Here is a 19,478-nt window from a genome sequence, read left to right on the forward strand (position 1 = left end):
TGCGGCATGATTCGGATCGGCGCCCCGGAAATGTCATTCACGGTTTGCAGAGCGGCGGTCGGCACGACATCCCGCTCAACGCGGCGCGGAAGAGCTTGGCCGGCTCACGGCGTCACCGCGATGTTGGTCAGTCCGACCACCGCCCGCGTCACGGTGTTCGACCCGTGCACCACGTTCGGCACACCCGGGCACTTCGACGTCGACGTGACCCGGATCGCGTACTGGCCGACACCACCGAGGTCGGAGCGGTTGTCCCGCCACACGTTGCCGCACCCGTTGGTGAACGACGGCGTCGTGACCGGGTGGTGCGTCTCGTAGCCGTTGGCGAACGTGCCGGGCGGGGCGAACACGCCGGTGTTGCCCTCGATCGTGTAGCCGACGCCCTTCACGTCGACCCACGAGTCCGCCGAGTTCTGCCCCGAGAGACCGGTGCCGTCGAACGTGTTGCCCCGGATCACACCGCCGAACGTGCCCTCCTTGACGTCGACGTGCTCGGCCGTCACGCCCGGCCCGACGCGGTTGCCGAGCACCTGCACCCGGTCGCTGCGGTCCACACCGCCGGAATTGCCGTGGCAGGCCCAGTTCGACCCGGCCGACCCGAGGTAGACCGCCTCGCCGTACCCCGGCTGCACCAATCCCGTGTGGCTGATCGTGGAATCGCGCAGCACGCTGTCCGCCGACGAGCGCCGGAAGTGCACCGCCTCCTCGTCCACGTGGTGGACGTGCACGCGGTCGATCACGGTGTGGTGCGAGTTGTCCGCGACGATGCCCTTCTTCGACTCCCGCACGGTGAACCCGACCAGGTTCCAGTGCGGTGCGTCGTGCAGCCACAGCCCGTACCCGGAGTCCCAGCCGGGCGTCGGCACCGGACAACCCGGCCCGGCACCGGACGGGCCGTCGTTGACCAGCACCGCGTCCACCGGACCGGTGAGCGTCACCGGAGCGTCCGCCTTACCCGGCCGGGTGATCACGAACGACCCCCGGTACACGCCCGCGGCCAGCCGGATGGTCTGACCCGGCACCGCCGCCGCCAACGCCGCCTGCAACCCCACCGCCGTCGACACGTCCACAGTGGACCCACCGGCGGCGGTCGTGGCGGTCACCACGGCGCTCGGCGCGGACACGTTGCCCGCCGCGTCACGCGCCCGCACCGTGAACGCGTACGCCGTACCCGGCAGCAGACCACCGACGGTCGCGGCGGTGGCCGAGGCCGACGCGACCACCGTCGTGCCGCGCAACACCTGGTACTCCGTGACGGCGACGTCGTCGATCGAAGCGCCCCACGCCAACGACACCGAACCCGCCGTCACACCCGTCACCCGAGGACCACCCGGAACGGTCGGCGCGGCCGTGTCAGGAGCCGGACCGCCGCCTTCGCACGGCACGCCGCCGACCGTGCAGCCGGTCGGCAAGCCCACACCGGAGACCGTGAACCCGAAGTCCACCGTGCCGCCGGGCCCGACACGGCCGTTGAAGCCCGCGTTGGCGAACCGGTGACGCTGCCCGTCCCGGGTCAGCACCGCGTTCCACGCGTTGACCACCGACGACCCCGGCGGCAGGTCGAACTCCACCACCCAGCCGACGCTCTCCACGTCACCGGTGTTGGTCACCACGACCTGCCCGCCGTACCCCGTGCTCCACACCGACGACTGGCTGAACACGGCCGACAACTCCGCCGCGGCGGCCCGCGCCGGGCCGACCACCGCGACCAGGCAGGCGAGCACCACACCCACCGCCACAAGACGCTTCACCATGCGTTCCCCTCGGTCTCCGGCGGCGGCCGTGACTGGCGAGACCCCTGGCTACCACGTCGGCGGCGAGTAGTCGAGAAGATCGCCCCGTCACCTTTCGGGGATCCGGTTCGTCCCCCTGGTGGACGAACCGGGAGGAGACCGATGCACGACGAGCTGGCGCACCGCTTCGAGGCGCACCGCGGGCACCTGCGCGCGATCGCCCACCGGATGCTGGGCTCGCTGCCCGAGGCCGAGGACGCCGTCCAGGAGACGTGGCTGCGGCTGTGCCGGGTCGACGCCGACGACATCGACAACCTCGCCGCGTGGCTGCGCACCGTCCTGTCCCGCGTCTGCCTGGACGCGCTGCGCCACCGCCGGGCCCGTCGCGAGGACACCGCCGACCACCTGCCCGACCTGCCCGCCGACGACGACCCCGAGACCGAAGCGCTGCTCGCCGAGTCGGTCGGGCGCGCGCTGCTCGTCGTCCTCGACAGCCTCACGCCCGCCGAACGGGTGGCGTTCGTGCTGCACGACACGTTCGCCGTGCCGTTCGAGCGGATCGCGCCGATCCTCGGCCGCAGCACCGCCACCACCAAGAAGCTCGCCAGCCGCGCCCGGCACAAGGTCCGCGGCACCACCCCGCCCACCGACACCGAACCCGCCCGCCACCGGCACATCGTGGACGCCTTCCTCTCCGCCGCCCGCGCGGGCGACTTCGACGCCCTGCTCACCGTGCTCCACCCCGACGTCGTCCGCCGCGCCGACCCCGCCGCCCTGCCACCCGGCGCCACGGTCGAGATCCGCGGCGCGCACGCCGTCGCCGCCGAGACCGTCCTGCTCACCGCGAACGCCCGCCACGCCGAACCGGCCCTCCTGGACGGGCGCCTCGGCATCGTCGTCGCACCGCGCGGACGACTCCGGCTCGCCCTCACCGTCACGATCGCGGACGACCGGATCACCGCCTACGAGGTGATCGCCGACCCCGCCCGGCTGCGCCGACTGACCGTCATCCCCCTTCTATCGTGACTTGAATCAAGTGCATCAGTAAGGTCGGCCGCGGCTGCCAAGTCCGATCACCCTGCGAAAGGACCACGCCCATGCAGTCCCCCGCACGATCACGGTGGAGCGCCGCGGGCCTCGCCCTCGCCACCGCCGCGGCCGGCCTCGCGGTCGCCGTCGCCACCGCACCGACCGCCCAGGCCACCGTGCTGCCCAACGGCTTCAAGAGCGTCGGCTACCTGCCCTCCTGGGCCGGCAGCGTCAACGCCGTCCAGTACACCAAGCTCACCCACATCAACTACGCGTTCGCCCTGCCCAACGCCAACGGCACCCTCCAGGCCATCCCCGACCCGGGCAAGCTGACGTCCCTGGTCACCCTCGCGCACAACCACGGCGTGCGCGTCTCCCTGGCCATCGGCGGCTGGAACGACGGCAACGACTCCGCCTTCGAAGCCCTCGCCGCCAACCCCACCAGCCGCACCACGTTCGTCACCAGCGTCGTCAACGCGGTCAACCAGTACAACCTCGACGGTGTCGACATCGACTGGGAGTACCCCGACCCCGGCGCCTCGGCGAGCAACTTCACCGCCCTCATGGGACAGCTCAGCACCGCCATGCACAGCCGCGGCAAGCTCCTCACCGCCGCCGTCGTGTCCGGCGGCACCACCGCGGAAGGCGTCCAGACCGCCGTCTTCGGCCAGGTCGACTGGCTCAACATCATGGCCTACGACGGCGGCAGCCCACACGCCAACCACGACTGGTCCATCGGTACCGTCAACTACTGGAAATCACGCGGCCTGCCCGCCGCCAAGACCGTGCTCGGCGTGCCGTTCTACAGCCGGCCGACCTACTACACCTACGCGCAACTGGTCGCCCTGGACCCGGCCAACGCCAACCGCGACTGCGTCACGGTCAGCGGCGTGCAGCAGTGCTACAACGGCATCCCCACGATCAAGCGCAAGACCCAGTGGGCCATGGCCAACGCGGGCGGCGTGATGAACTGGGAGCTGTCGCAGGACACCAGCGGCAGCACCTCGCTGCTCAGCGCCATCTACGACACCGTCATGGGCGGCACCACCCCGCCCGGCCGCACCGGTCCCATCACCGGCATCGCGGGCAAGTGCGTCGACGTGGCCGGCGCGTCCTCGGCCAACGGCACCGCGGTCCAGTTGTGGACGTGCAACGGCACCACCGCGCAGAACTGGACCGTGGCCGCCGACGGCTCGGTGCGGGCACTGGGCAAGTGCCTCGACGTGGCGAGCGCCGGCACCGCCAACGGCACCCTCGTCCAACTCTGGGACTGCAACGGCACGGGCGCCCAGAAGTGGCAGGCCGCCTCCGACGGCACACTGCGCAACCCCGCCTCCGGCCGCTGCCTCGACGCCACCGGCCCCAGCTCGGCGGACGGCACCCGGCTGCAGGTCTGGGACTGCTTCGCAGGCTCCAACCAGGTGTGGCGGCTCCCCGCCTGAGCACCCGCGGACACGGCCCGTGCCACCGCGGGCCGTGTCCCGCTTGCCCGCGGCACGGCCAACCGCAAGGGTGGTGCGATGGGTGAAGAGCGGGACGGCGTGGCGCTGACCAACCTGGACCAGCCGCTGTTCGACGGCGCCGACGCGACCAAGGGCGACCTCGTCGACTACCTCGACGCGGTGGCCGACCGGATCATCCCCGGCCTGGCCGGGCGACCGCTGTCGGTGGTGCGGGTGCGGCCGGGCCAGGAGCCGTTCACGCAGAAGAACCTGCCGAAGTACACGCCGTCCTGGGTGCGGTCGGTGTCGCTGTGGGCGGAGACGTCCAAGCGCGAGATCCGGTACGCGTTGTGCGAGGACCGGCGCACGCTGCTGTGGTTCGCCAACCAGCGCGCGGTGGAGTACCACGTCACGCTGGCGCCCGCCGGGGCGTTCGACCGGCCCACCTACCTGGTGCTCGACCTCGACCCGCCCGAGGGCGCGGGGTTCGACGTGGTGGTGGCGGCGGCGGAGCTGGTGCGGCGCGCGCTGGCCGACGACGGGCTGTCCGGCGTGGTGAAGACCAGCGGGTCCAAGGGCGTGCACGTGTTCGTGCCGGTGGACGGCGTGGACCACGACGTGGCCGCCGCGACCCGGGCGCTGGCGGTCCGCGCCGAACGGCTGGACCCGGACCTGGCGACCACGGCGTTCATCAAGGACGACCGGGGCGGGCGGGTGTTCCTCGACTCGACGCGGGCGTACGGCGCGACCGTGGCCGCCGCGTACAGCCCTCGGATCCGACCGGGCGCCACCGTGTCGTTCCCGGTGGACTGGGACGACCTCGACTCCGTGACGCCCGCCGACTTCACCGTGAAGACCGCGCCGGCACTGCTCGGCGACGACGACCCGTGGCACTCGCGGATGCCCGCGCCGCAGAAGCTCCCGGACGACCTGGTCGCCGAGGGGCACACGATCCCGGTGGCCCGCGTCCAGGCCATGCACGAGGGGAAGCGCCGGGCTCGCGCCCAGCGCGAGCAGAAGTAGATTTCGACCTGCACTGAAGTCATCGAGTGGACAGTGCTGTCCGCTGTGCGTCCGAACGTGCCACGACGAAAGTCGCTACCGCAGGGGTGGCACAGCCCGCAGGCTCGTGCGTGGCTATCCCTAAACCCTGCGGAGGCAGCCATGTCCTTGAAGAGGACGACCCCTGTGGCGAGCGCGCTGGTGCTCGCCGCGGCCCTGCTGAGCCCACCCGTCGCCAACGCGGCACCGGTGAGCACCCTGGCCGTGCCGGACATCCCGGTGGCCAACGTGCAAGCGCACCTGAACGACCTGCAGTCCATCGCCACCAACAACGGCGGCAACCGGGCGCACGGCCGGCCCGGCTACCTGGCGTCGGTCAACCACCTGAAGGCCAAGCTCGACGCGGCCGGGTACCAGACGTCCGTGCAGCAGTTCACCAGCAACGGCGCGACCGGGTACAACCTGATCGCGGACTGGCCGGGTGGCGACCCGAACGACGTGCTCATGCTCGGCGGCCACCTCGACAGCGTGAGCGCCGGTCCGGGCATCAACGACAACGGCACCGGGTCGGCGGGCCTGCTGGAGGTCGCGCTGACCGTGGCCCGGCAGAGCCTGGCGCCGCGCAAGCACATCCGGTTCGGCTGGTGGGGCGCGGAGGAGCTGGGCCTGATCGGCTCCACCTACTACGTGAACAACCTGCCGACGACCGAGCGGTCGAGGATCAAGGCGTACCTGAACTTCGACATGATCGGCTCGCCGAACCCGGGCTACTTCGTCTACAGCGCCTCCGGTCAGCCGACCGGGTCGTTGCTGCTGCAGCAGACGTTGCAGGCGGGGTTCAGCGTGCCGACCGAGCTGACGTCGGTGGGCGGGCGGTCCGACCACGCCGCGTTCGCGCGGGCGGGCATCCCGGTCGGCGGCACGTTCACCGGCGCGGAGACGACCAAGACCTCGGCGCAGGCGCAGAAGTGGGGCGGCACGGCGGGCGTCGCCTTCGACCGCTGCTACCACCGCTCGTGCGACACGATCAGCAACGTCGACGTGACCGCGTTGGACCGCAACAGCGACGCCATCGCCTACGCCCTGTGGACGTTGGCGGGCTCGGGCACCACCCCGCCGGGGCCGCGGTTCGAGAACCTCACCGACGTGGCCATCCCCGACCTGACCACGGTCGAGAGCCCGATCACGGTGTCCGGGGTGGCGGGCAACGCGCCGTCCGCGCTGGCGGTCGGTGTGGACATCACCCACACCTACCGGGGTGACGTGGTGATCGACCTGATCGCGCCGGACGGGTCGGCGTACCGGGTGAAGACCTCCAGCAACGACAGCGCGAACGACATCGTGACGACGTACACGGTGAACGCGTCGTCCGAGGTCGCCAACGGCACGTGGAAGTTGCGCGTGCAGGACGTCGCATCCGCCGACACCGGCCGCATCAACGGCTGGTCCTTGCAGTTCTAGCGGTCCCTTGCAATTCCGAACGACGCCGTGCGGTGGCGGAGCACCCTGCACTCCTCCACCGCGGACGAAGCGGTGGGCCGGCACCCGGCCGGCCCACCGCGTCCACCCCCGAGCGACTGATCGCTACGCGGCGGAGTCGTCCATCCAGAACAGGTTCCACAGGTGGCCGTCGAGGTCCTCGAAACTGCGGCCGTACATGAAGCCGTGGTCCTCGGCCTCGCGGACGAACGCGCCGCCCGCGGCCAGCGCCTTGTCCGCCACCTCGTCGACCTGCTCGCGGCTGTCCAGCGACAGCGCGACGATCGCCTCGGTCGTCGTGGCCGAGTCGGCGATCTCCTTCGTGGTGAACGTCTTGAAGAACGGCTTGGTCACCAGCATCGCGTAGACCGTGTCGCTGAACACGACGCAGGACGCGTTCTCGTCGGTGAACTGCGGGTTGTGCGCGAAGCCGAGCGCGGCGAAGAACTCGATCGACTTGGTCAGGTCCGTCACCGGCAGGTTGACGAAGATCTTCACGGACATGGTCTGAGGCCCCCATTGGCACGGCGGACACGGGTGTGTCCTGCGGATACTTGTGTGTCCGTCGGACACTGGGTGTACGATAGACACAGATCCACAACACGAGCAACCCCCGATTTCGGAAGCGGTGAGCGGATGGCGAGCGAGGACCGGGCGGACTTGCTGTGGGGTTCGCGGGAGAAGCCCGCACGGCCGGCCAGGCTCGCGCTCACCGTCGACCGCATCGCCGCCGCGGCGATCGAGGTGGCCGACGCGGAAGGCATGGCATCGGTCTCGATGCAGCAGGTCGCGGGCCGGTTGGACGTCACGAAGATGGCGCTGTACCGGCACGTGGCGAGCAAGGCGGAGCTGGTCGCGGTGATGATCGAGTCGGCGGTCGGCGAGCCGCCCGACCTGCGCGCGGTGCCGGGCGGGTGGCGGCCCAGGCTGGTCCGGTGGGCCGACCTGATGCGGGAGACGTGGCAGCGCCACCCGTGGCTGCCCGCCGCGACCACGGGCGAGCGCGTGACCGGTCCGCGTGAAGTCGGCTGGACGGAGTCCGCGGTGGCCGTGCTCGAGGGCACCGGCTTGGACGGCGGTGAGCGGATGGACGCGGTGTTCCTGCTCAGCGGGCACATCCGCAACACTCAGTCGGTCGCGACCGCGGGCACGCAGCCGTGGACGGCGCAGAAGCAACTCCGGACGATCCTGCACGAGCACCGCGACCGCTTCCCGGCGCTGCACGAGGCGGCGCAGTCGACCAACGGCGCGCCGCGGGACAACGGCTGGGAGTTCGGCCTGAACCGGATCCTGGACGGGCTCGAAGTGCTGATGCGGGCACGCGACTCCGGCGCGGCGCGCTGACCGGCGTCAGCGGTACCTGTTCCGGGTCGCGCCGCAGCGCCCCGGTGTCCGGGAGCGGAAGTCCGGTGCGGGACGGGCCAGGGCGGGCAACGCGCACAGGCGGGCTTCCGCCCGGGTGAGCCTGCGGTGCGACCAGGTCAGGACGGTGTGCGCGCCGGCCGCGGCATCGTGGCCCTCCAGCTCGGTCGGCCCGAGTTCGCGCAGTTCGGCGGCCAGCGCGCTCAGCGGCAGGCTCGGGCGGGTGCAGGCGTGCCCCGCCGTGATGCCCAGGGCCAGGGGGAACCCGCCGCACAGCTCCACCAGCTCCTCGACCGCCGCCGGCTCCTCCCGCACCCGGACGGCGCCGAGGCGCTCGGTCAGGAACGCGCGGGCGTCGGCGGCCGACAGCACGTCCAGCGGCACGTGCCGGGCGCCGTGCCCGATGATCAGCCCGGGCAGGCTGTCGCGGCTGGTCACGACCACCGCGCAGGTCCGGCCGCCGGGCAGCAGCGGCACGACCTGGGCGGTGGCGGCGGCGTTGTCGAGCACCAGCAGCACCCGTCTGCGCGCGACCAGGGTGCGGAACAGAGCCGTCTGGGCGTGCGGGTCGGTCGGCCGCCGGTCGGCGGCGACGCCGAGCGCGTCGAGGAACCCGCGCACCGCCACCACCGGCTCCATGGGCGCCCCTCCGGCGCCGCCGAGGTCCACGAACAGCTGGCCATCGGGGAACCGGTCGAGGTGCCGGTGGGCCCAGTGCAGCGCCAACCAGGTCTTGCCGATGCCGCCGGAACCGACGATCGCGGCGATGCCCACCGTGGCGGCCGTGCTCATGGCGTCGAGGCGGTCCAGTTCGTCACGGCGGCCGACGAACGGCAGCGGCGCGGCGGGCAGTTGGCGCGGCACCGCGGGTCCCGCCGAGGCGGTCGGCGCGGTCAGGGCGGTGTCGCCGGCCAGGACCCGCCGGTGCAGCTCGCGCAGCGCGGTGCCGGGTTCGGTGCCCAGTTCCCCGACCAGGCGGGTGCGGACCTGCCGGTAGTGCGCCAGGGCGTCCGGGGTGCGCCCGGCCCGGTGCAGGGCCAGCAGGTACTGACCCTGCACGCGTTCGTCCAGCGGGTGCCGCGCCGCCCGCGCGGACAGCTCGGCCACCAGCTCCGCGCCCTGCCCGGCACGCAACCGGGCGTCCACGAGGTCGTGCTCGGCGGCCAGCCGCTCCTGCCGCAGCCGGTCGCGTTCGGCCAGCACCCACTCCCCCGCCAGACCGGTGAACGCCTCACCGCGCCACAGCGCCAACGCCTCGGTCAACGCCACCACCGCGCCGTCGTCACCGGCACGGGCGCACAGGTGGCGGAACCGGTGCACGTCCACCACCCGCTCGACCGCGTCGGCCACCAGGGCGTAGCCGCCCGACCGGTGCACGATCGCCAGCCCGTCCGCGTCGGCCAGCGCCCGGCGCAGCCGTGAGATGTAGCTGTGCAACGTGGCCCGCGCCCGCCGGGCCACCTCGGTGCCCCAGACCCGCTCGACCAGCCGGTCCACCGGCACCGCCCGACCGGCGTCGACCGCCAGCGCGGCCAGCACGCACCGCTGCCTGGGCGCGCCCAGGTCCACCGGCCGCCCGTCGACCTCGGCGGCCACCTCCCCCAGCAGACGCAGCACGACCGCCACTCCGCTCACCCCCCGTGCGCCGAGACTTCCCCCGACACCAGGAATAGCCGCTCCACCAGCGCGATGCAGGAACTCTGCAAGAGGTTCACACCATGGGTGCCCCATCGTGGGCAACGGGGCGGCGACCACCACGTTCGGCAACACCGACGCCGTGGCCTGCCCGCGCCCAGGTCCCCCGCCGGGCCCACCAGTCATCGAACAAGGCGGTAACCATGAACAAGGTGAAGTCCGTGATCGCCATCGGGGCGGCGCTGTTCGGCTGCGTGACGTTCGGAGGCGTCGCCGGCGCGGAACCGGCGTCCGACCGGCACGCACCGCTGCCCGCGGCCACCTGCGCCGACTACGACTACGTGCGGGTCACCACCGACAGGTTGAACGTGCGGGCAGGCAAGGGCACCAACTACGACGTCCTCAAGACCGTGTACCGGGACGACAAGCTGTCCTGCTACCCGGTGGAAACCGGTGGACGCTACTCCGCGTGCGGCTCCAGCAACGCCAACGGCTGGATCCCGATCGACTTCCGCGGTGACGTCGGGATCGACGGCTACGTGGCGAGCACGTGCGTCGCGGACATGTGACGCCCGGGTCCTCGCGGTAGGACGGACTCCTGGCGGATCGGGCCGGACGCGGAGCGCCCGCCGCCAGGAGTCCGCCGCATGTCACTATGCAACTAGTTGCACTGCACCCCGTTGCACAGCTACGGTCACCGGCATGGCGTTGGAGCACGCGATCCTCGTGTCGCTGGACGAGCGCTCGGGCTCGGGCTACGAGTTGGCCCAGCGGTTCGAGAAGTCCATCGGCTTCTTCTGGGCCGCCACCCACCAGCAGATCTACCGCACGCTCAAGCGCATGGTGGAGCTGGGCTGGGTGTCGCGCCACGAGGTCGCCCAGGACGGCCGCCCGGACAAGAAGGTCTACGAGGTCGCCGACGCGGGCCGGGCTGAGCTGGCCCGCTGGCTGGCCTCGCCGAGCGAGCCGGAGACCCTCCGGCACGACCTGTCGGTGAAGATCCGCGGCGCGTCGCTGGGTGACGCCGCCGCGCTGACCGGCGAGATCGCCCGGCACCGCGACCTGCACGCCGAACGCCTCGACGTCTACCTCGCCATCGAGAAGAAGGACTTCCCGGACCCGTCGGCCCTGTCCGGCCGGCGGCTGCACCAGTACCTGGTCCTGCGCGGCGGCGTCCGGGCCGAGCGGGCGCTGGTCGAGTGGTGCGACGAGGTGCTGGCCGCGATGCGAGAGGACGACCGGCGATGACCGCCTACCCCACCCTGCTCAAGCCCCTGGACCTGGGCTTCACGACCCTGCGCAACCGGGTCCTCATGGGCTCCATGCACACCGGCAACGAGGACCGCGCCAAGGACTTCGACACGCTGGCCGCCTACTTCGCCGAACGGGCGCGCGGCGGTGTCGGCCTCATCGTCACCGGCGGTTTCGCGCCCAACCGGACCGGCTGGCTCTACCCGTTCTCGTCCAAGCTCACCACGCACCGCGAGGCGCGCAACCACCGCGTCATCACGCGGGCCGTGCACGAGCACGACGGCAAGATCGCCCTCCAGCTGCTGCACGCGGGCCGGTACGCCTACCACCCGTTGAGCGTGTCCGCGTCCGCGCTCAAGTCCCCGATCAGCAAGTTCCGCCCCCGCGCGCTGTCGGACCGGGGCGTGCGCGCCCAGATCGACGCGTTCGCCCGCGCCACGGCGCTGGCCCGTGAAGCGGGCTACGACGGCATCGAGATCATGGGCTCCGAGGGCTACTTCATCAACCAGTTCCTGGCGCCGCGCACGAACAAGCGCACCGACCGCTGGGGTGGCAGCCCGGAGAACCGGCGGCGGATCGCGGTCGAGATCGTGCGCCGGTGCCGCGAGGCCGCGGGCCCGGACTTCATCATCATCTACCGGCTGTCGATGATCGACCTGGTCGAGGACGGCCAGACGTGGGACGAGGTGGTCGCGCTCGGCCAGGAGGTCGAGGCGGCCGGCGCGACGATCGTCAACACCGGCATCGGGTGGCACGAGGCACGGGTACCGACGATCGTCACGTCCGTGCCGCGCGCGGCGTTCACCGACGTCACCGCCAAGCTGCGCCCGCACGTCGGCATCCCGGTGGTCACCTCGAACCGGATCAACATGCCGGAGGTCGCCGAGGAGGTGCTGGCGCGCGGTGACGCGGACATGGTGTCCATGGCGCGCCCGTTCCTGGCCGACCCGGACTGGGTGCGCAAGGCCGAGACCGGCCGGGCGGACGAGATCAACACGTGCATCGCGTGCAACCAGGCGTGCCTGGACCACACGTTCTCGTTGAAGAAGGCCTCGTGCATGGTCAACCCGCGCGCGGGCAACGAGATCACGTTGCGCCTGCTCCCGACCCGTCGCGCCAAGCGGGTCGCGGTGGTCGGCGCCGGTCCGGCGGGACTGGCGGCGGCGACCGCGCTGGCCGAGCGCGGGCACGCGGTGGAGCTGTTCGAGGCCGACGACGACATCGGCGGCCAGTTCGCCATCGCCCGCCGCATCCCGGGCAAGGAGGAGTTCGCCGAGACGATCCGCTACTACCGGCGGCGGATCGAGCTGACCGGGGTGGAGCTGCACCTCGGCACCCGGGTCACCGCCGACGACGTGGCCGACTTCGACGAGGTCGTCATCGCCACCGGCGTCACGCCACGCGTGCCCGCCATCCCGGGCGTGGAGCGTGCGCTGTCCTATGTGGACGTCGTGCGGCACGGCGCGCCGGTCGGTGACCGGGTCGCCGTGATCGGCGCGGGCGGCATCGGGGTGGACGTCACCGAGTTCCTCACCCACGCCTCCTCCCCCGCGCTCGACGTGGCCGAGTGGCGTGCCGAGTGGGGCGTCACGGATCCCGAGCTGGTGCGCGGCGGTGTCACCGCGCCGAAGCCCGCCAAGCCCGCGCGGCAGGTGTACCTGGTGCAGCGCAAGGCGTCCCGGATCGGCAAGGGCCTGGGCAAGACCACCGGCTGGGTGCACCGGGCGGCGCTGGCGGCCAAGGGCGTCGAGCAGGTGACCGGCGTGAACTACGAGCGGATCGACGACGCGGGCCTGCACATCACGTTCGGGCCCCACCGCGAGCGGCCGCAGGTGCTGGACGTCGACACGGTGGTGGTGTGCGCGGGCCAGGAGTCGGTGCGCGACCTCGTGGACGAGCTCGCCGGGCGCGGCGTCGTCACGCACGTCATCGGCGGCGCGGACGTGGCCGCGGAGCTCGACGCCAAACGCGCCATCGACCAGGGCACGCGGCTCGCGGCCACCATCTGACGGATTCGACCAGGAGGCACGGATGAACGCGGCCCTGCGGTTCAAGGCGGCCGTCGAGGCGGGCGACATCGTCGGCGCGACGGAGTTCTTCAGCGACGACATCACCCTGCACAGCCCGGTGAAGTTTCAGCCGTTCGAGGGTATCGACGCCGTGCGCGCCCTGTTCCGCGTGTTGCAGCGGACGTTCGAGGACTTCCGCTACGTCGGCCAGTACGACGGGCCGAACGGCCACGTGCTGCACTTCCGCACCGTGGTGAGCGGCAGGCAGGTCGAGGGCATCGACCTGATCGAGCTGGACGAGGACGGCCGGATCGGCACGTTCACCGTGATGATCCGGCCCCAGTCGGCGCTCACCGCGGTCGGTGAGGCGATCCTGGCGGGCCTGATGGCAGACGGCGCGGTGTCGTAGCGCCCTGGCGCCGCCGGTCGCGGCACTAGGCTGCACGACGTGGACTTCATCTTCACCCGGCCCGACTCGAAGACCTCCGCCGCCGCGCTGGAGGTGTGCCACGAGTACGCCGAGCCCTGGCTGCTGAACCACTCGTTGCGCGCCTACTCGTGGGCCGCCGCGTACGCCTCCCTCACGGACATCGCCTACGACGGTGAGCTGCTGTACGTCGCCGCGCTCCTGCACGACCTCGCGCTCACCCCGGCGTTCGACAACCACGCCCTGCCGTTCGAGGAGGCGGGCGGGCACGTGGCGTGGGTGTTCGCGGCCGGTGCCGGGTGGGGACGGGTGCGGCGCGACCGGCTGGCGGAGGTCGTCGTGCTGCACATGCGCGACGACGTGCCGGCCGAGGACGACCCGGAGAGCCACCTGTTGCAGGTCGCGGTCAGCGCCGACGTGTCGGGACGCGGGCTCGACCGGTTCCCCGACCAGGTCAAGGACGACGTGCTGACCCGGTACCCGCGGCTGGGGTTCGCCGACGCGTTCCTGAGCCGCGCCGAGGACCAGGCCGAGCGCAAACCGCGCTGCGCCGCCGCCGCGTTGATGCGCGACGGCTGGGCGCAGCGGCTGACGAACAACCCGTTGGACGCGCCCGGCCGGTGACCGGGCGCGTCCGGGGTTCGATCACCTCAGGCCGTAAGCCCGGATGATCGTCTGGTCGACCGCGTTGCCCGCGGCGTCACGCGCCTGCGCCTTGAGCGAGACGAACTTCGCCCCGGCCGGGTGCGCGACCGCCGCCAGCCAGCGCTCACCGACCTTGACCAGCGGCGCGGGCCGCCACGTCGCGCCGTCGTCGAACGACACCTGCACGGCGGGCTTGGCCACGCCCCGGGCACCGGTCACGCCGTTGCGCTGCACGTACACCGGGATCGTGAACGACCGTCCCGCCGCCGTCCGGTTCTCGGCGTCCAGCGACGGCGCGAACCGCACCGCGAGCAGCGGCAGGGCCGCCGGGTCCTCGCCCGCGACGTGCTCGGAGGTGAACGACCAGTCCGCCACCACCCGGGTGGACAGCTCGGCCACGCCGGACCGCTCCGCCTCGGTGTGCAGCCGGTAGGTGCCCTTGCCCGCGGGCACGACGCCCGTCACGTACCCGTCGTAGGGCGACTCGGCGAGCAGCACGCCGTCGCGGTGCAGCGTGGTCCTGGCGGCCGTGACGTCGGAGAACCCGTAGTGGTTCGGGTCCTGGTCGCTGAACACCGGCAGCGAGATCACGACCTCGTCGCCGAGCCGCCCCGCCCACTCGTGATCGCGGCTCCTCATCGGGAAGGCCGGTCCGAACACGGCGGCGTTCCACTTCTCGGAGACCGTGCGGCCCGCGGTGAAGGTGCGCGGCAGCGCGGTCGCCTGGTTGCTCTGCGGCGGGAACGCCTGCGGCTCGGGCAGCTGCAGGAAGTCGCCGTACCAGCCGATGCCGGGCGTGTAGTACTCGGTGATCCGCAGTGGCAGCGGACCGCCCGCCATCTGGTCGCGGAACCCGGTCGTGCCCGGTCCGGCCGAGGCGACCAGCGACTTGACCTTCACCAGGTCACGGCGGTGGAACGCGCGGTCGAGCCGGTCGGGCACCGCGCCGTCGTGCCGCCAGGCGACCGAGTACTGGTACGGGCTGCCGACGAACGTGCCCTTGCCGTCCGGCTTGGCGAGCCGCCCGGCGACCTCGAACACCGCCGCACCCGGCGCGGACGTCTTCGACGGCACGAACAGCACGTCCTCCGGCCGGAACCCGATGAACCCGCTGCCCGTCTCGCCCCACGACGCCGTCCGGCTGAAGAACACCTCGGTGTGCCCGGCCTCCGCGTCCGGTTCGTCCACCGACAGGGCGAGCGGCTTGCCCGCGCGGGCGTCGAACACGAACTCGGCGGGACCGGTGATCGTGACGCTGGGCTCCAGCACCTGGGTCAGCTGCCCGGTCGCCCGGGTCTGGATGAACGCGTCGGCGTAGAACGTGCCCTTGGGCACGCGGACGACGACCGTGCCGGACGGGTCGTGCCGCACGTACGCCTTGCGGTGGCCCATGTCGACGAGCCGGAAGAAGTAGTCCGGGGTGGGCGCGCCGGCGTGGTCGAGGAACGTGAGCTTGACGTCGTAGCTCTCGACCTCCTTGGTCACGCCGATCGGCGTGCGCAGCGGCGTGGCGCCGCCGGTGGCCACGACGGCACCGATGTACCGGCCCTCGGGGCCGTCGAGCGCGGTGTCGACGGTGACCAGGACGGTGGCCTCACCACCGGCGGGCACGGTGAGCGACGACGGTGAGAACGCGACCATCTCCGCGGGTGCCGGGTCGCCGTTCGGGGCGCGCAGGTCGGCGGTCGGCGTCAGGGTCACCGGCGCCGGGCCGGTGTTGCGGTAGGCGATCTTCGCCTGGATCGGCTGGTCGTCGGTGTGCGGCCACCGGGCCACGCCCAGGCTCAGCGACGCGGGTTCGGTGGTCAGCGACTGCTGCACGGCGGCGGCCACGTCCACCCGGCCCGCGCCCTGCTCGTGCGCGGTCAGGTCGGCGTTCGGCTTCGCGCTCGCCATGAGCGCGCTCTTGAGCTGCGCGGGTGTCCAGTCCGGGTGCTGCGCGGCGAGGATGGCCGCGGCTCCGGCCACGTGCGGCGAGGCCATCGACGTGCCGGACAGCGCCACGTGCGCGTCGCCGACCGGTGTGCCGATGCGGCCGTTCTTCGCCTTGGCCGCGACGATGTCCACGCCCGGCGCGGTGATGTCCGGCTTGATCGCGTCGTCGTCCCAGCGCGGTCCGCGCGAGGAGAACTCGGCCAGCCGGTCGGACCGGTCCACGGCGCCTACGGTGAGCGCCAGGTCGGCCGCCGCGGGGCTGCCGATGGTCTGCTCGAACGGCCCGCTGTTGCCCGCCGAGACCACGAACAGCGCGCCGCCGGTGCCGGTGAGCCGGTTGACGGCCTGCGACATCGGGTCCGTGCCGTTCGTGCGCATCGAGCTGCCCAGGCTCATGTTGACCACGTCGGCGCCCGCCGCCACGGCCCACTCCATGCCCGCGATGATGTCCGACTCGTAGCCGCCGCCGTGGTCGTCGAGGACCTTGCCGTTGAGCACGGCGCTGTCCGGCGCCACGCCCTGGTAGCGGCCGGCGCCGGTGATGGTGGCCGCGACGTGCGTGCCGTGGCCGACCCGGTCGTCGGTGTCGGGGCTGTCGGTGAAGTTGCGCGACTCCACCACGGCGCCCGCGAGGTCCGGGTGCGTCGGGTCGACGCCGGTGTCCAGGACCGCGACCTTGGCGCCGGCGCCGGTGTGCCCGTCCTGCCACGCCCGCGGCGCGCCGACCTGCGGCACGCTGCGGTCGAGCGTGGCCCGTACCGGACCGTCCAGCCACACCTTGTCGACGCCCGCGGCCCGAGCGCCCGTCCAGAACGCGGTGTCCTTCGGCACCTTCACCGAGTACCCGCCGATGCTGGTCAGCGGTTCACCGGCCACGGCCGGGCCGGTCGACGTCACGATCAGCGGCGTGACGCGGGTCGACCGGTCGTCGTAGCCGGCCCGGATCAGGCCCGTGACGTCGAACAGCCGCTCGTCCAGCCGACCGGACCGCACGTCGGCCAGCACGTCGGTCGGCAGCACGTGCAGGTCGCCGTGCTCGTCGAGCCGCTGCACGAACCGCACGTCGGCACGACCGCGACCGGGCCGCACCTGTGCCCGGTCGCCGCGGACGGTGACCACGTCACCGGTCACCAGCGTGACCGTGCCCTCGGCGCGCGCACCGCCGGCCCGTTCACCCCGCTCCCCCGGCTCGGCCGTCGACGGCACGCCGGCGACGACCATCACCGCCGCCGCGAACAGCCCCAACGTCAGCGGTGCCCTCGTTCTGCGGGACATGTGGACTCCCCTCACCGTGGCGGTACCTCACCGACCACCACTGCCCTCGGTAACTAGGACACCGCAGAGAGCCACCACGTTGCTTCGGGGACGCGCAACCCGCGCTGCGATACCCACTCGGCCCAACCGTTCCCACACCCCGGCCTCATCGGCCGTCATCCGCCCCGACCGCCGTGCCGACGAGCCCTAAGGTGATCGTGTGTCGTTACCCGATCCCGTCATGCGCCCCGATGCGGTCGACCACTACGTCACCCTCCTGGCCGACGACGGCTCGCTGCCGTCTGAGGCGTTCTGCCTGACAGTGGTGCGCGGGCTGTCCGTGACCGAGGCGTTGACCCGTGTCGACGCGCCGCCATCCGGACGGACGGCGACCCTCGCGGACGCCGGGCAGACGTCGGTCGCGGCGTACCCGGACGACCTGCCGCTCGTGGTCGCCGACCACCTCGACGGCTGGACACTGCTGGCCGCGGACAACGGCTACCACTGTGCCCGGGCCGAGGTCGTGGCGAAGTTGTCGGTCGGGACGGTCGCGGCGAGCGTGTACTGGAACGTCGAGTTCGACAGCAACCTCATGCTGGCGCAGGAGGGCAGGGTCCTCTCGGCGTTCGAGTTCATCGGCAGCGCGCCGAGGTCCGGTGACCGGCCGGACGCGATCCGGCCGTACCTCGAAGGGCTCACGTTCGAGGACGCGCACGCGTACCGGTTCTGCGCGGAGGCGTTGGCGTTCCTGGAACGGCTGAGCGGTGTGCGCGTGCCCGCCGACTGGTCGACCCGTGACCTGCCCGCGGCGGTGATCGTCGACCCGCTGCGCTTCCGCCCCCCGAACCCGCGCAATTGGCTGTCGGTCGACGGCACCGACCTCGAACCATCGCACGAGGCGGCGCGCCGGGCCGCCGAACGGGCGTGCGAGGCGCACGGTGTCGTGCCAGACGGGGACCTGCTCGCGCGGGCCCACGCGGAATACCGGGAGGCGCTGCACCTGCGGTGGCAGCGGTGCCTCCCGCAGGCCCTGCCGGCGGACCCGGTCGAGCGGTTGCAGGCGGAGTCGCGGCGCCGCCACGCGGAGAACGGCGCGGAGCGGGCGGCGGTGGCCCGTGCCCACGCAGTGGCGGCCACCGACGGCAGCCGGGTGGCCGATCCGGCGGAGGCCCTGGGTTGGGCCGTCTACAACGCCATCCAGGCCGACCGGGCGGTCAATCCCCACCAGGTCGATCTGCGATGGGTCCAGCGGCTGACCTGACGCGGGCCGTTCGACCGCTGTCACGTGACGACAGGAACACAGCCGGCCTGCCGCAGGTTCAACCGCGGGCCGCACCCAGGTCCGCCGCGGCACGGGCGTAGCCGACGACCAGCGGACGGGTGTCGTCCGCACGCCAGGCGACCGCCAGTTCGCACGGCGCCACGCCGGTGACCGGGCGGACCAGCACGTCGTCCCGGGCGACCAGCGGCGCGTTGCCCTCCGCCAGCAGCACCACGCCGTCGCCGTTCGCCACCGCCTCGTGCGTCTCCTCGGCACTGGTGATCTCGCCGCCGATGATCGGATCCCGGCCGCCCCGCGCGTCCACCGCGAGCCAGTAGTCACGCGCTTGGCCCGCCGATTCGGGCAGCGCGAGGAACGGCTCGTCCAGCAGTTCGGCGAACTCGACGTGGTCGCGGCCCGCCAGCCGGTGGCCCGCGGGCAGCGCGACCAGGCGCGGCTCGCGCGCGACCACCACCCACCGGTACCGGTCCGCGTCGGTGATCGGCAGCCAGACGAAGCCGACATCGGCCGAGCCGTCGCCGAGGCCGACCGTCGGATCGCCCCACCCGACCTGGCGCAGCGTGATCCTGGCGGCCGGGTGCTCGGCGGTCAGCCTGGACCGCAGCGCGGGCAACAGGCCGCGGCCCGGGCTGGTGCTCATGCCGACCACCAGCGTCGCCCGCTGCGCCGCCTTCGCCGACTCGACCGCCGCCCGTGCCCGTGCCCACTCCGCCACGATCCGCTCGGCGTGCGGCAGCAGCGCGGCGCCGACCTCGGTCAGCCGCACCTCGCGCCGGTCCCGCTCGAACAACGGCGCGCCGATCTGCCGCTCCAGCACCCGGATCTGCTTGCTCAACGCGGGCTGCGACACGAACAACCGCTCGGCGGCCCGGGTGAAGTGCAGTTCCTCGGCCACGGTGACGAAGTAGCTCAAGTCGCGTCCGTGCACGTCCATAACCAATGGCTATCACAGCCGATCTTGGACGGCCGCCCGGACCACCGGGCACTGTGGAC

The 19,478-nt window shown here is 72.5% G+C and carries 16 protein-coding genes; 11 read left to right on the plus strand and 5 right to left on the minus strand.

The window, feature by feature from the left end:
* Window positions 1-104: 104 nt before the first annotated feature.
* Window positions 105-1,754, minus strand: coding sequence for a cellulose binding domain-containing protein (locus tag B0I31_RS34740; protein WP_106619637.1), 1,650 nt, complete (start codon window positions 1,752-1,754; stop codon window positions 105-107).
* Window positions 1,755-1,895: 141 nt separating this feature from the next.
* Here B0I31_RS34740 and B0I31_RS34745 point away from each other — a divergent pair, with 141 nt between their 5' ends.
* The 4 genes from B0I31_RS34745 to B0I31_RS34760 all read left to right on the plus strand — a co-directional run bounded on the left by B0I31_RS34745 (window position 1,896) and on the right by B0I31_RS34760 (window position 6,667).
* Window positions 1,896-2,759 carry a sigma-70 family RNA polymerase sigma factor gene (locus tag B0I31_RS34745; protein WP_106619638.1) on the plus strand — a complete coding sequence of 288 codons (864 nt, stop codon included), beginning with the start codon at window positions 1,896-1,898 and terminating at the stop codon, window positions 2,757-2,759.
* 71 nt (window positions 2,760-2,830) lie between these two features.
* The gene (locus B0I31_RS42255) at window positions 2,831-4,204 is read left to right on the plus strand and encodes a glycosyl hydrolase family 18 protein (RefSeq protein WP_106619639.1); all 1,374 of its coding nucleotides are present in this window, start codon (window positions 2,831-2,833) and stop codon (window positions 4,202-4,204) included.
* Window positions 4,205-4,282: 78 nt separating this feature from the next.
* Window positions 4,283-5,227 (plus strand): DNA polymerase domain-containing protein, encoded by a 945-nt coding sequence (locus B0I31_RS34755; RefSeq protein ID WP_106619640.1) that lies wholly within the window; start codon window positions 4,283-4,285, stop codon window positions 5,225-5,227.
* Window positions 5,228-5,368: 141 nt separating this feature from the next.
* On the plus strand, window positions 5,369-6,667 hold the full coding sequence (locus B0I31_RS34760) for a M28 family peptidase (protein WP_106619641.1): 1,299 nt from the start codon (window positions 5,369-5,371) through the stop codon (window positions 6,665-6,667).
* A gap of 123 nt (window positions 6,668-6,790) precedes the next feature.
* Here the strand turns inward: B0I31_RS34760 and B0I31_RS34765 are convergent, their stop codons facing one another.
* On the minus strand, window positions 6,791-7,189 hold the full coding sequence (locus B0I31_RS34765) for a VOC family protein (protein WP_106619642.1): 399 nt from the start codon (window positions 7,187-7,189) through the stop codon (window positions 6,791-6,793).
* Window positions 7,190-7,321: 132 nt separating this feature from the next.
* On the opposite strand from B0I31_RS34765, the gene B0I31_RS34770 reads away from it, so the two are divergent.
* A complete protein-coding gene (locus B0I31_RS34770; RefSeq protein ID WP_106619643.1) occupies window positions 7,322-8,029 on the plus strand; it encodes a TetR/AcrR family transcriptional regulator in 708 nt (235 codons plus the stop codon).
* 6 nt (window positions 8,030-8,035) lie between these two features.
* Here the strand turns inward: B0I31_RS34770 and B0I31_RS34775 are convergent, their stop codons facing one another.
* Complete coding sequence (locus B0I31_RS34775) at window positions 8,036-9,673, minus strand: AfsR/SARP family transcriptional regulator (RefSeq protein WP_245950654.1); 1,638 nt, start codon at window positions 9,671-9,673, stop codon at window positions 8,036-8,038.
* Window positions 9,674-9,885: 212 nt separating this feature from the next.
* Between B0I31_RS34775 and B0I31_RS34780 the strand changes: the two genes are divergently transcribed.
* The 5 genes from B0I31_RS34780 (at window position 9,886) to B0I31_RS34800 (ending at window position 13,993) form a co-directional block, all read left to right on the plus strand.
* Window positions 9,886-10,251, plus strand: a complete 366-nt coding sequence (locus B0I31_RS34780) for an SH3 domain-containing protein (protein ID WP_106619644.1) — start codon at window positions 9,886-9,888, stop codon at window positions 10,249-10,251.
* A 133-nt stretch (window positions 10,252-10,384) separates the two neighbouring features.
* Window positions 10,385-10,930: a PadR family transcriptional regulator gene (locus B0I31_RS34785; protein WP_106619645.1), complete on the plus strand. Its 546-nt coding sequence runs from the start codon at window positions 10,385-10,387 to the stop codon at window positions 10,928-10,930.
* Window positions 10,927-12,942, plus strand: coding sequence for an NADPH-dependent 2,4-dienoyl-CoA reductase (locus B0I31_RS34790; protein WP_106619646.1), 2,016 nt, complete (start codon window positions 10,927-10,929; stop codon window positions 12,940-12,942). The genes B0I31_RS34785 and B0I31_RS34790 overlap by 4 nt, the downstream gene beginning before the upstream one ends.
* A 22-nt stretch (window positions 12,943-12,964) precedes the next feature.
* A complete protein-coding gene (locus tag B0I31_RS34795; RefSeq protein WP_106619647.1) occupies window positions 12,965-13,351 on the plus strand; it encodes a nuclear transport factor 2 family protein in 387 nt (128 codons plus the stop codon).
* A gap of 39 nt (window positions 13,352-13,390) precedes the next feature.
* Window positions 13,391-13,993, plus strand: a complete 603-nt coding sequence (locus tag B0I31_RS34800; RefSeq protein ID WP_181320689.1) for an HD domain-containing protein — start codon at window positions 13,391-13,393, stop codon at window positions 13,991-13,993.
* 21 nt (window positions 13,994-14,014) lie between these two features.
* Here B0I31_RS34800 and B0I31_RS34805 read toward each other — a convergent pair whose 3' ends face one another.
* Window positions 14,015-17,224 carry a S8 family serine peptidase gene (locus tag B0I31_RS34805; RefSeq protein ID WP_106619649.1) on the minus strand — a complete coding sequence of 1,070 codons (3,210 nt, stop codon included), beginning with the start codon at window positions 17,222-17,224 and terminating at the stop codon, window positions 14,015-14,017.
* 199 nt (window positions 17,225-17,423) lie between these two features.
* On the opposite strand from B0I31_RS34805, the gene B0I31_RS34810 reads away from it, so the two are divergent.
* On the plus strand, window positions 17,424-18,464 hold the full coding sequence (locus B0I31_RS34810) for a DUF6461 domain-containing protein (protein WP_146174064.1): 1,041 nt from the start codon (window positions 17,424-17,426) through the stop codon (window positions 18,462-18,464).
* A gap of 58 nt (window positions 18,465-18,522) precedes the next feature.
* On the opposite strand, the gene B0I31_RS34815 is transcribed toward B0I31_RS34810, so the two are convergent.
* Entirely contained in the window at window positions 18,523-19,419 is an 897-nt protein-coding gene (locus B0I31_RS34815; protein WP_106619651.1) for a LysR family transcriptional regulator, read from the minus strand.
* Between the last annotated feature and the right edge of the window lie 59 nt (window positions 19,420-19,478).

The organism is Saccharothrix carnea (genome assembly GCF_003014735.1).
In the GTDB taxonomy this organism is placed as follows: Bacteria; Actinomycetota; Actinomycetes; order Mycobacteriales; family Pseudonocardiaceae; genus Actinosynnema; species Actinosynnema carneum.

What these genes read in the sequence shown, in the direction of transcription:
- B0I31_RS34790 (WP_106619646.1), top strand. Translation starts at nt 10,927, where the DNA reads ATGACCGCCTACCCCACCCTGCTCAAGCCCCTGGACCTGGGCTTCACG.
- B0I31_RS34780 (WP_106619644.1), top strand. Translation starts at nt 9,886, where the DNA reads ATGAACAAGGTGAAGTCCGTGATCGCCATCGGGGCGGCGCTGTTCGGC.
- B0I31_RS42255 (WP_106619639.1), top strand. Translation starts at nt 2,831, where the DNA reads ATGCAGTCCCCCGCACGATCACGGTGGAGCGCCGCGGGCCTCGCCCTC.
- B0I31_RS34745 (WP_106619638.1), top strand. Translation starts at nt 1,896, where the DNA reads ATGCACGACGAGCTGGCGCACCGCTTCGAGGCGCACCGCGGGCACCTG.
- B0I31_RS34785 (WP_106619645.1), top strand. Translation starts at nt 10,385, where the DNA reads ATGGCGTTGGAGCACGCGATCCTCGTGTCGCTGGACGAGCGCTCGGGC.
- B0I31_RS34805 (WP_106619649.1), bottom strand. Translation starts at nt 17,224, where the DNA reads ATGTCCCGCAGAACGAGGGCACCGCTGACGTTGGGGCTGTTCGCGGCG.
- B0I31_RS34815 (WP_106619651.1), bottom strand. Translation starts at nt 19,419, where the DNA reads ATGGACGTGCACGGACGCGACTTGAGCTACTTCGTCACCGTGGCCGAG.
- B0I31_RS34740 (WP_106619637.1), bottom strand. Translation starts at nt 1,754, where the DNA reads ATGGTGAAGCGTCTTGTGGCGGTGGGTGTGGTGCTCGCCTGCCTGGTC.
- B0I31_RS34795 (WP_106619647.1), top strand. Translation starts at nt 12,965, where the DNA reads ATGAACGCGGCCCTGCGGTTCAAGGCGGCCGTCGAGGCGGGCGACATC.
- B0I31_RS34760 (WP_106619641.1), top strand. Translation starts at nt 5,369, where the DNA reads ATGTCCTTGAAGAGGACGACCCCTGTGGCGAGCGCGCTGGTGCTCGCC.
- B0I31_RS34765 (WP_106619642.1), bottom strand. Translation starts at nt 7,189, where the DNA reads ATGTCCGTGAAGATCTTCGTCAACCTGCCGGTGACGGACCTGACCAAG.
- B0I31_RS34770 (WP_106619643.1), top strand. Translation starts at nt 7,322, where the DNA reads ATGGCGAGCGAGGACCGGGCGGACTTGCTGTGGGGTTCGCGGGAGAAG.
- B0I31_RS34755 (WP_106619640.1), top strand. Translation starts at nt 4,283, where the DNA reads ATGGGTGAAGAGCGGGACGGCGTGGCGCTGACCAACCTGGACCAGCCG.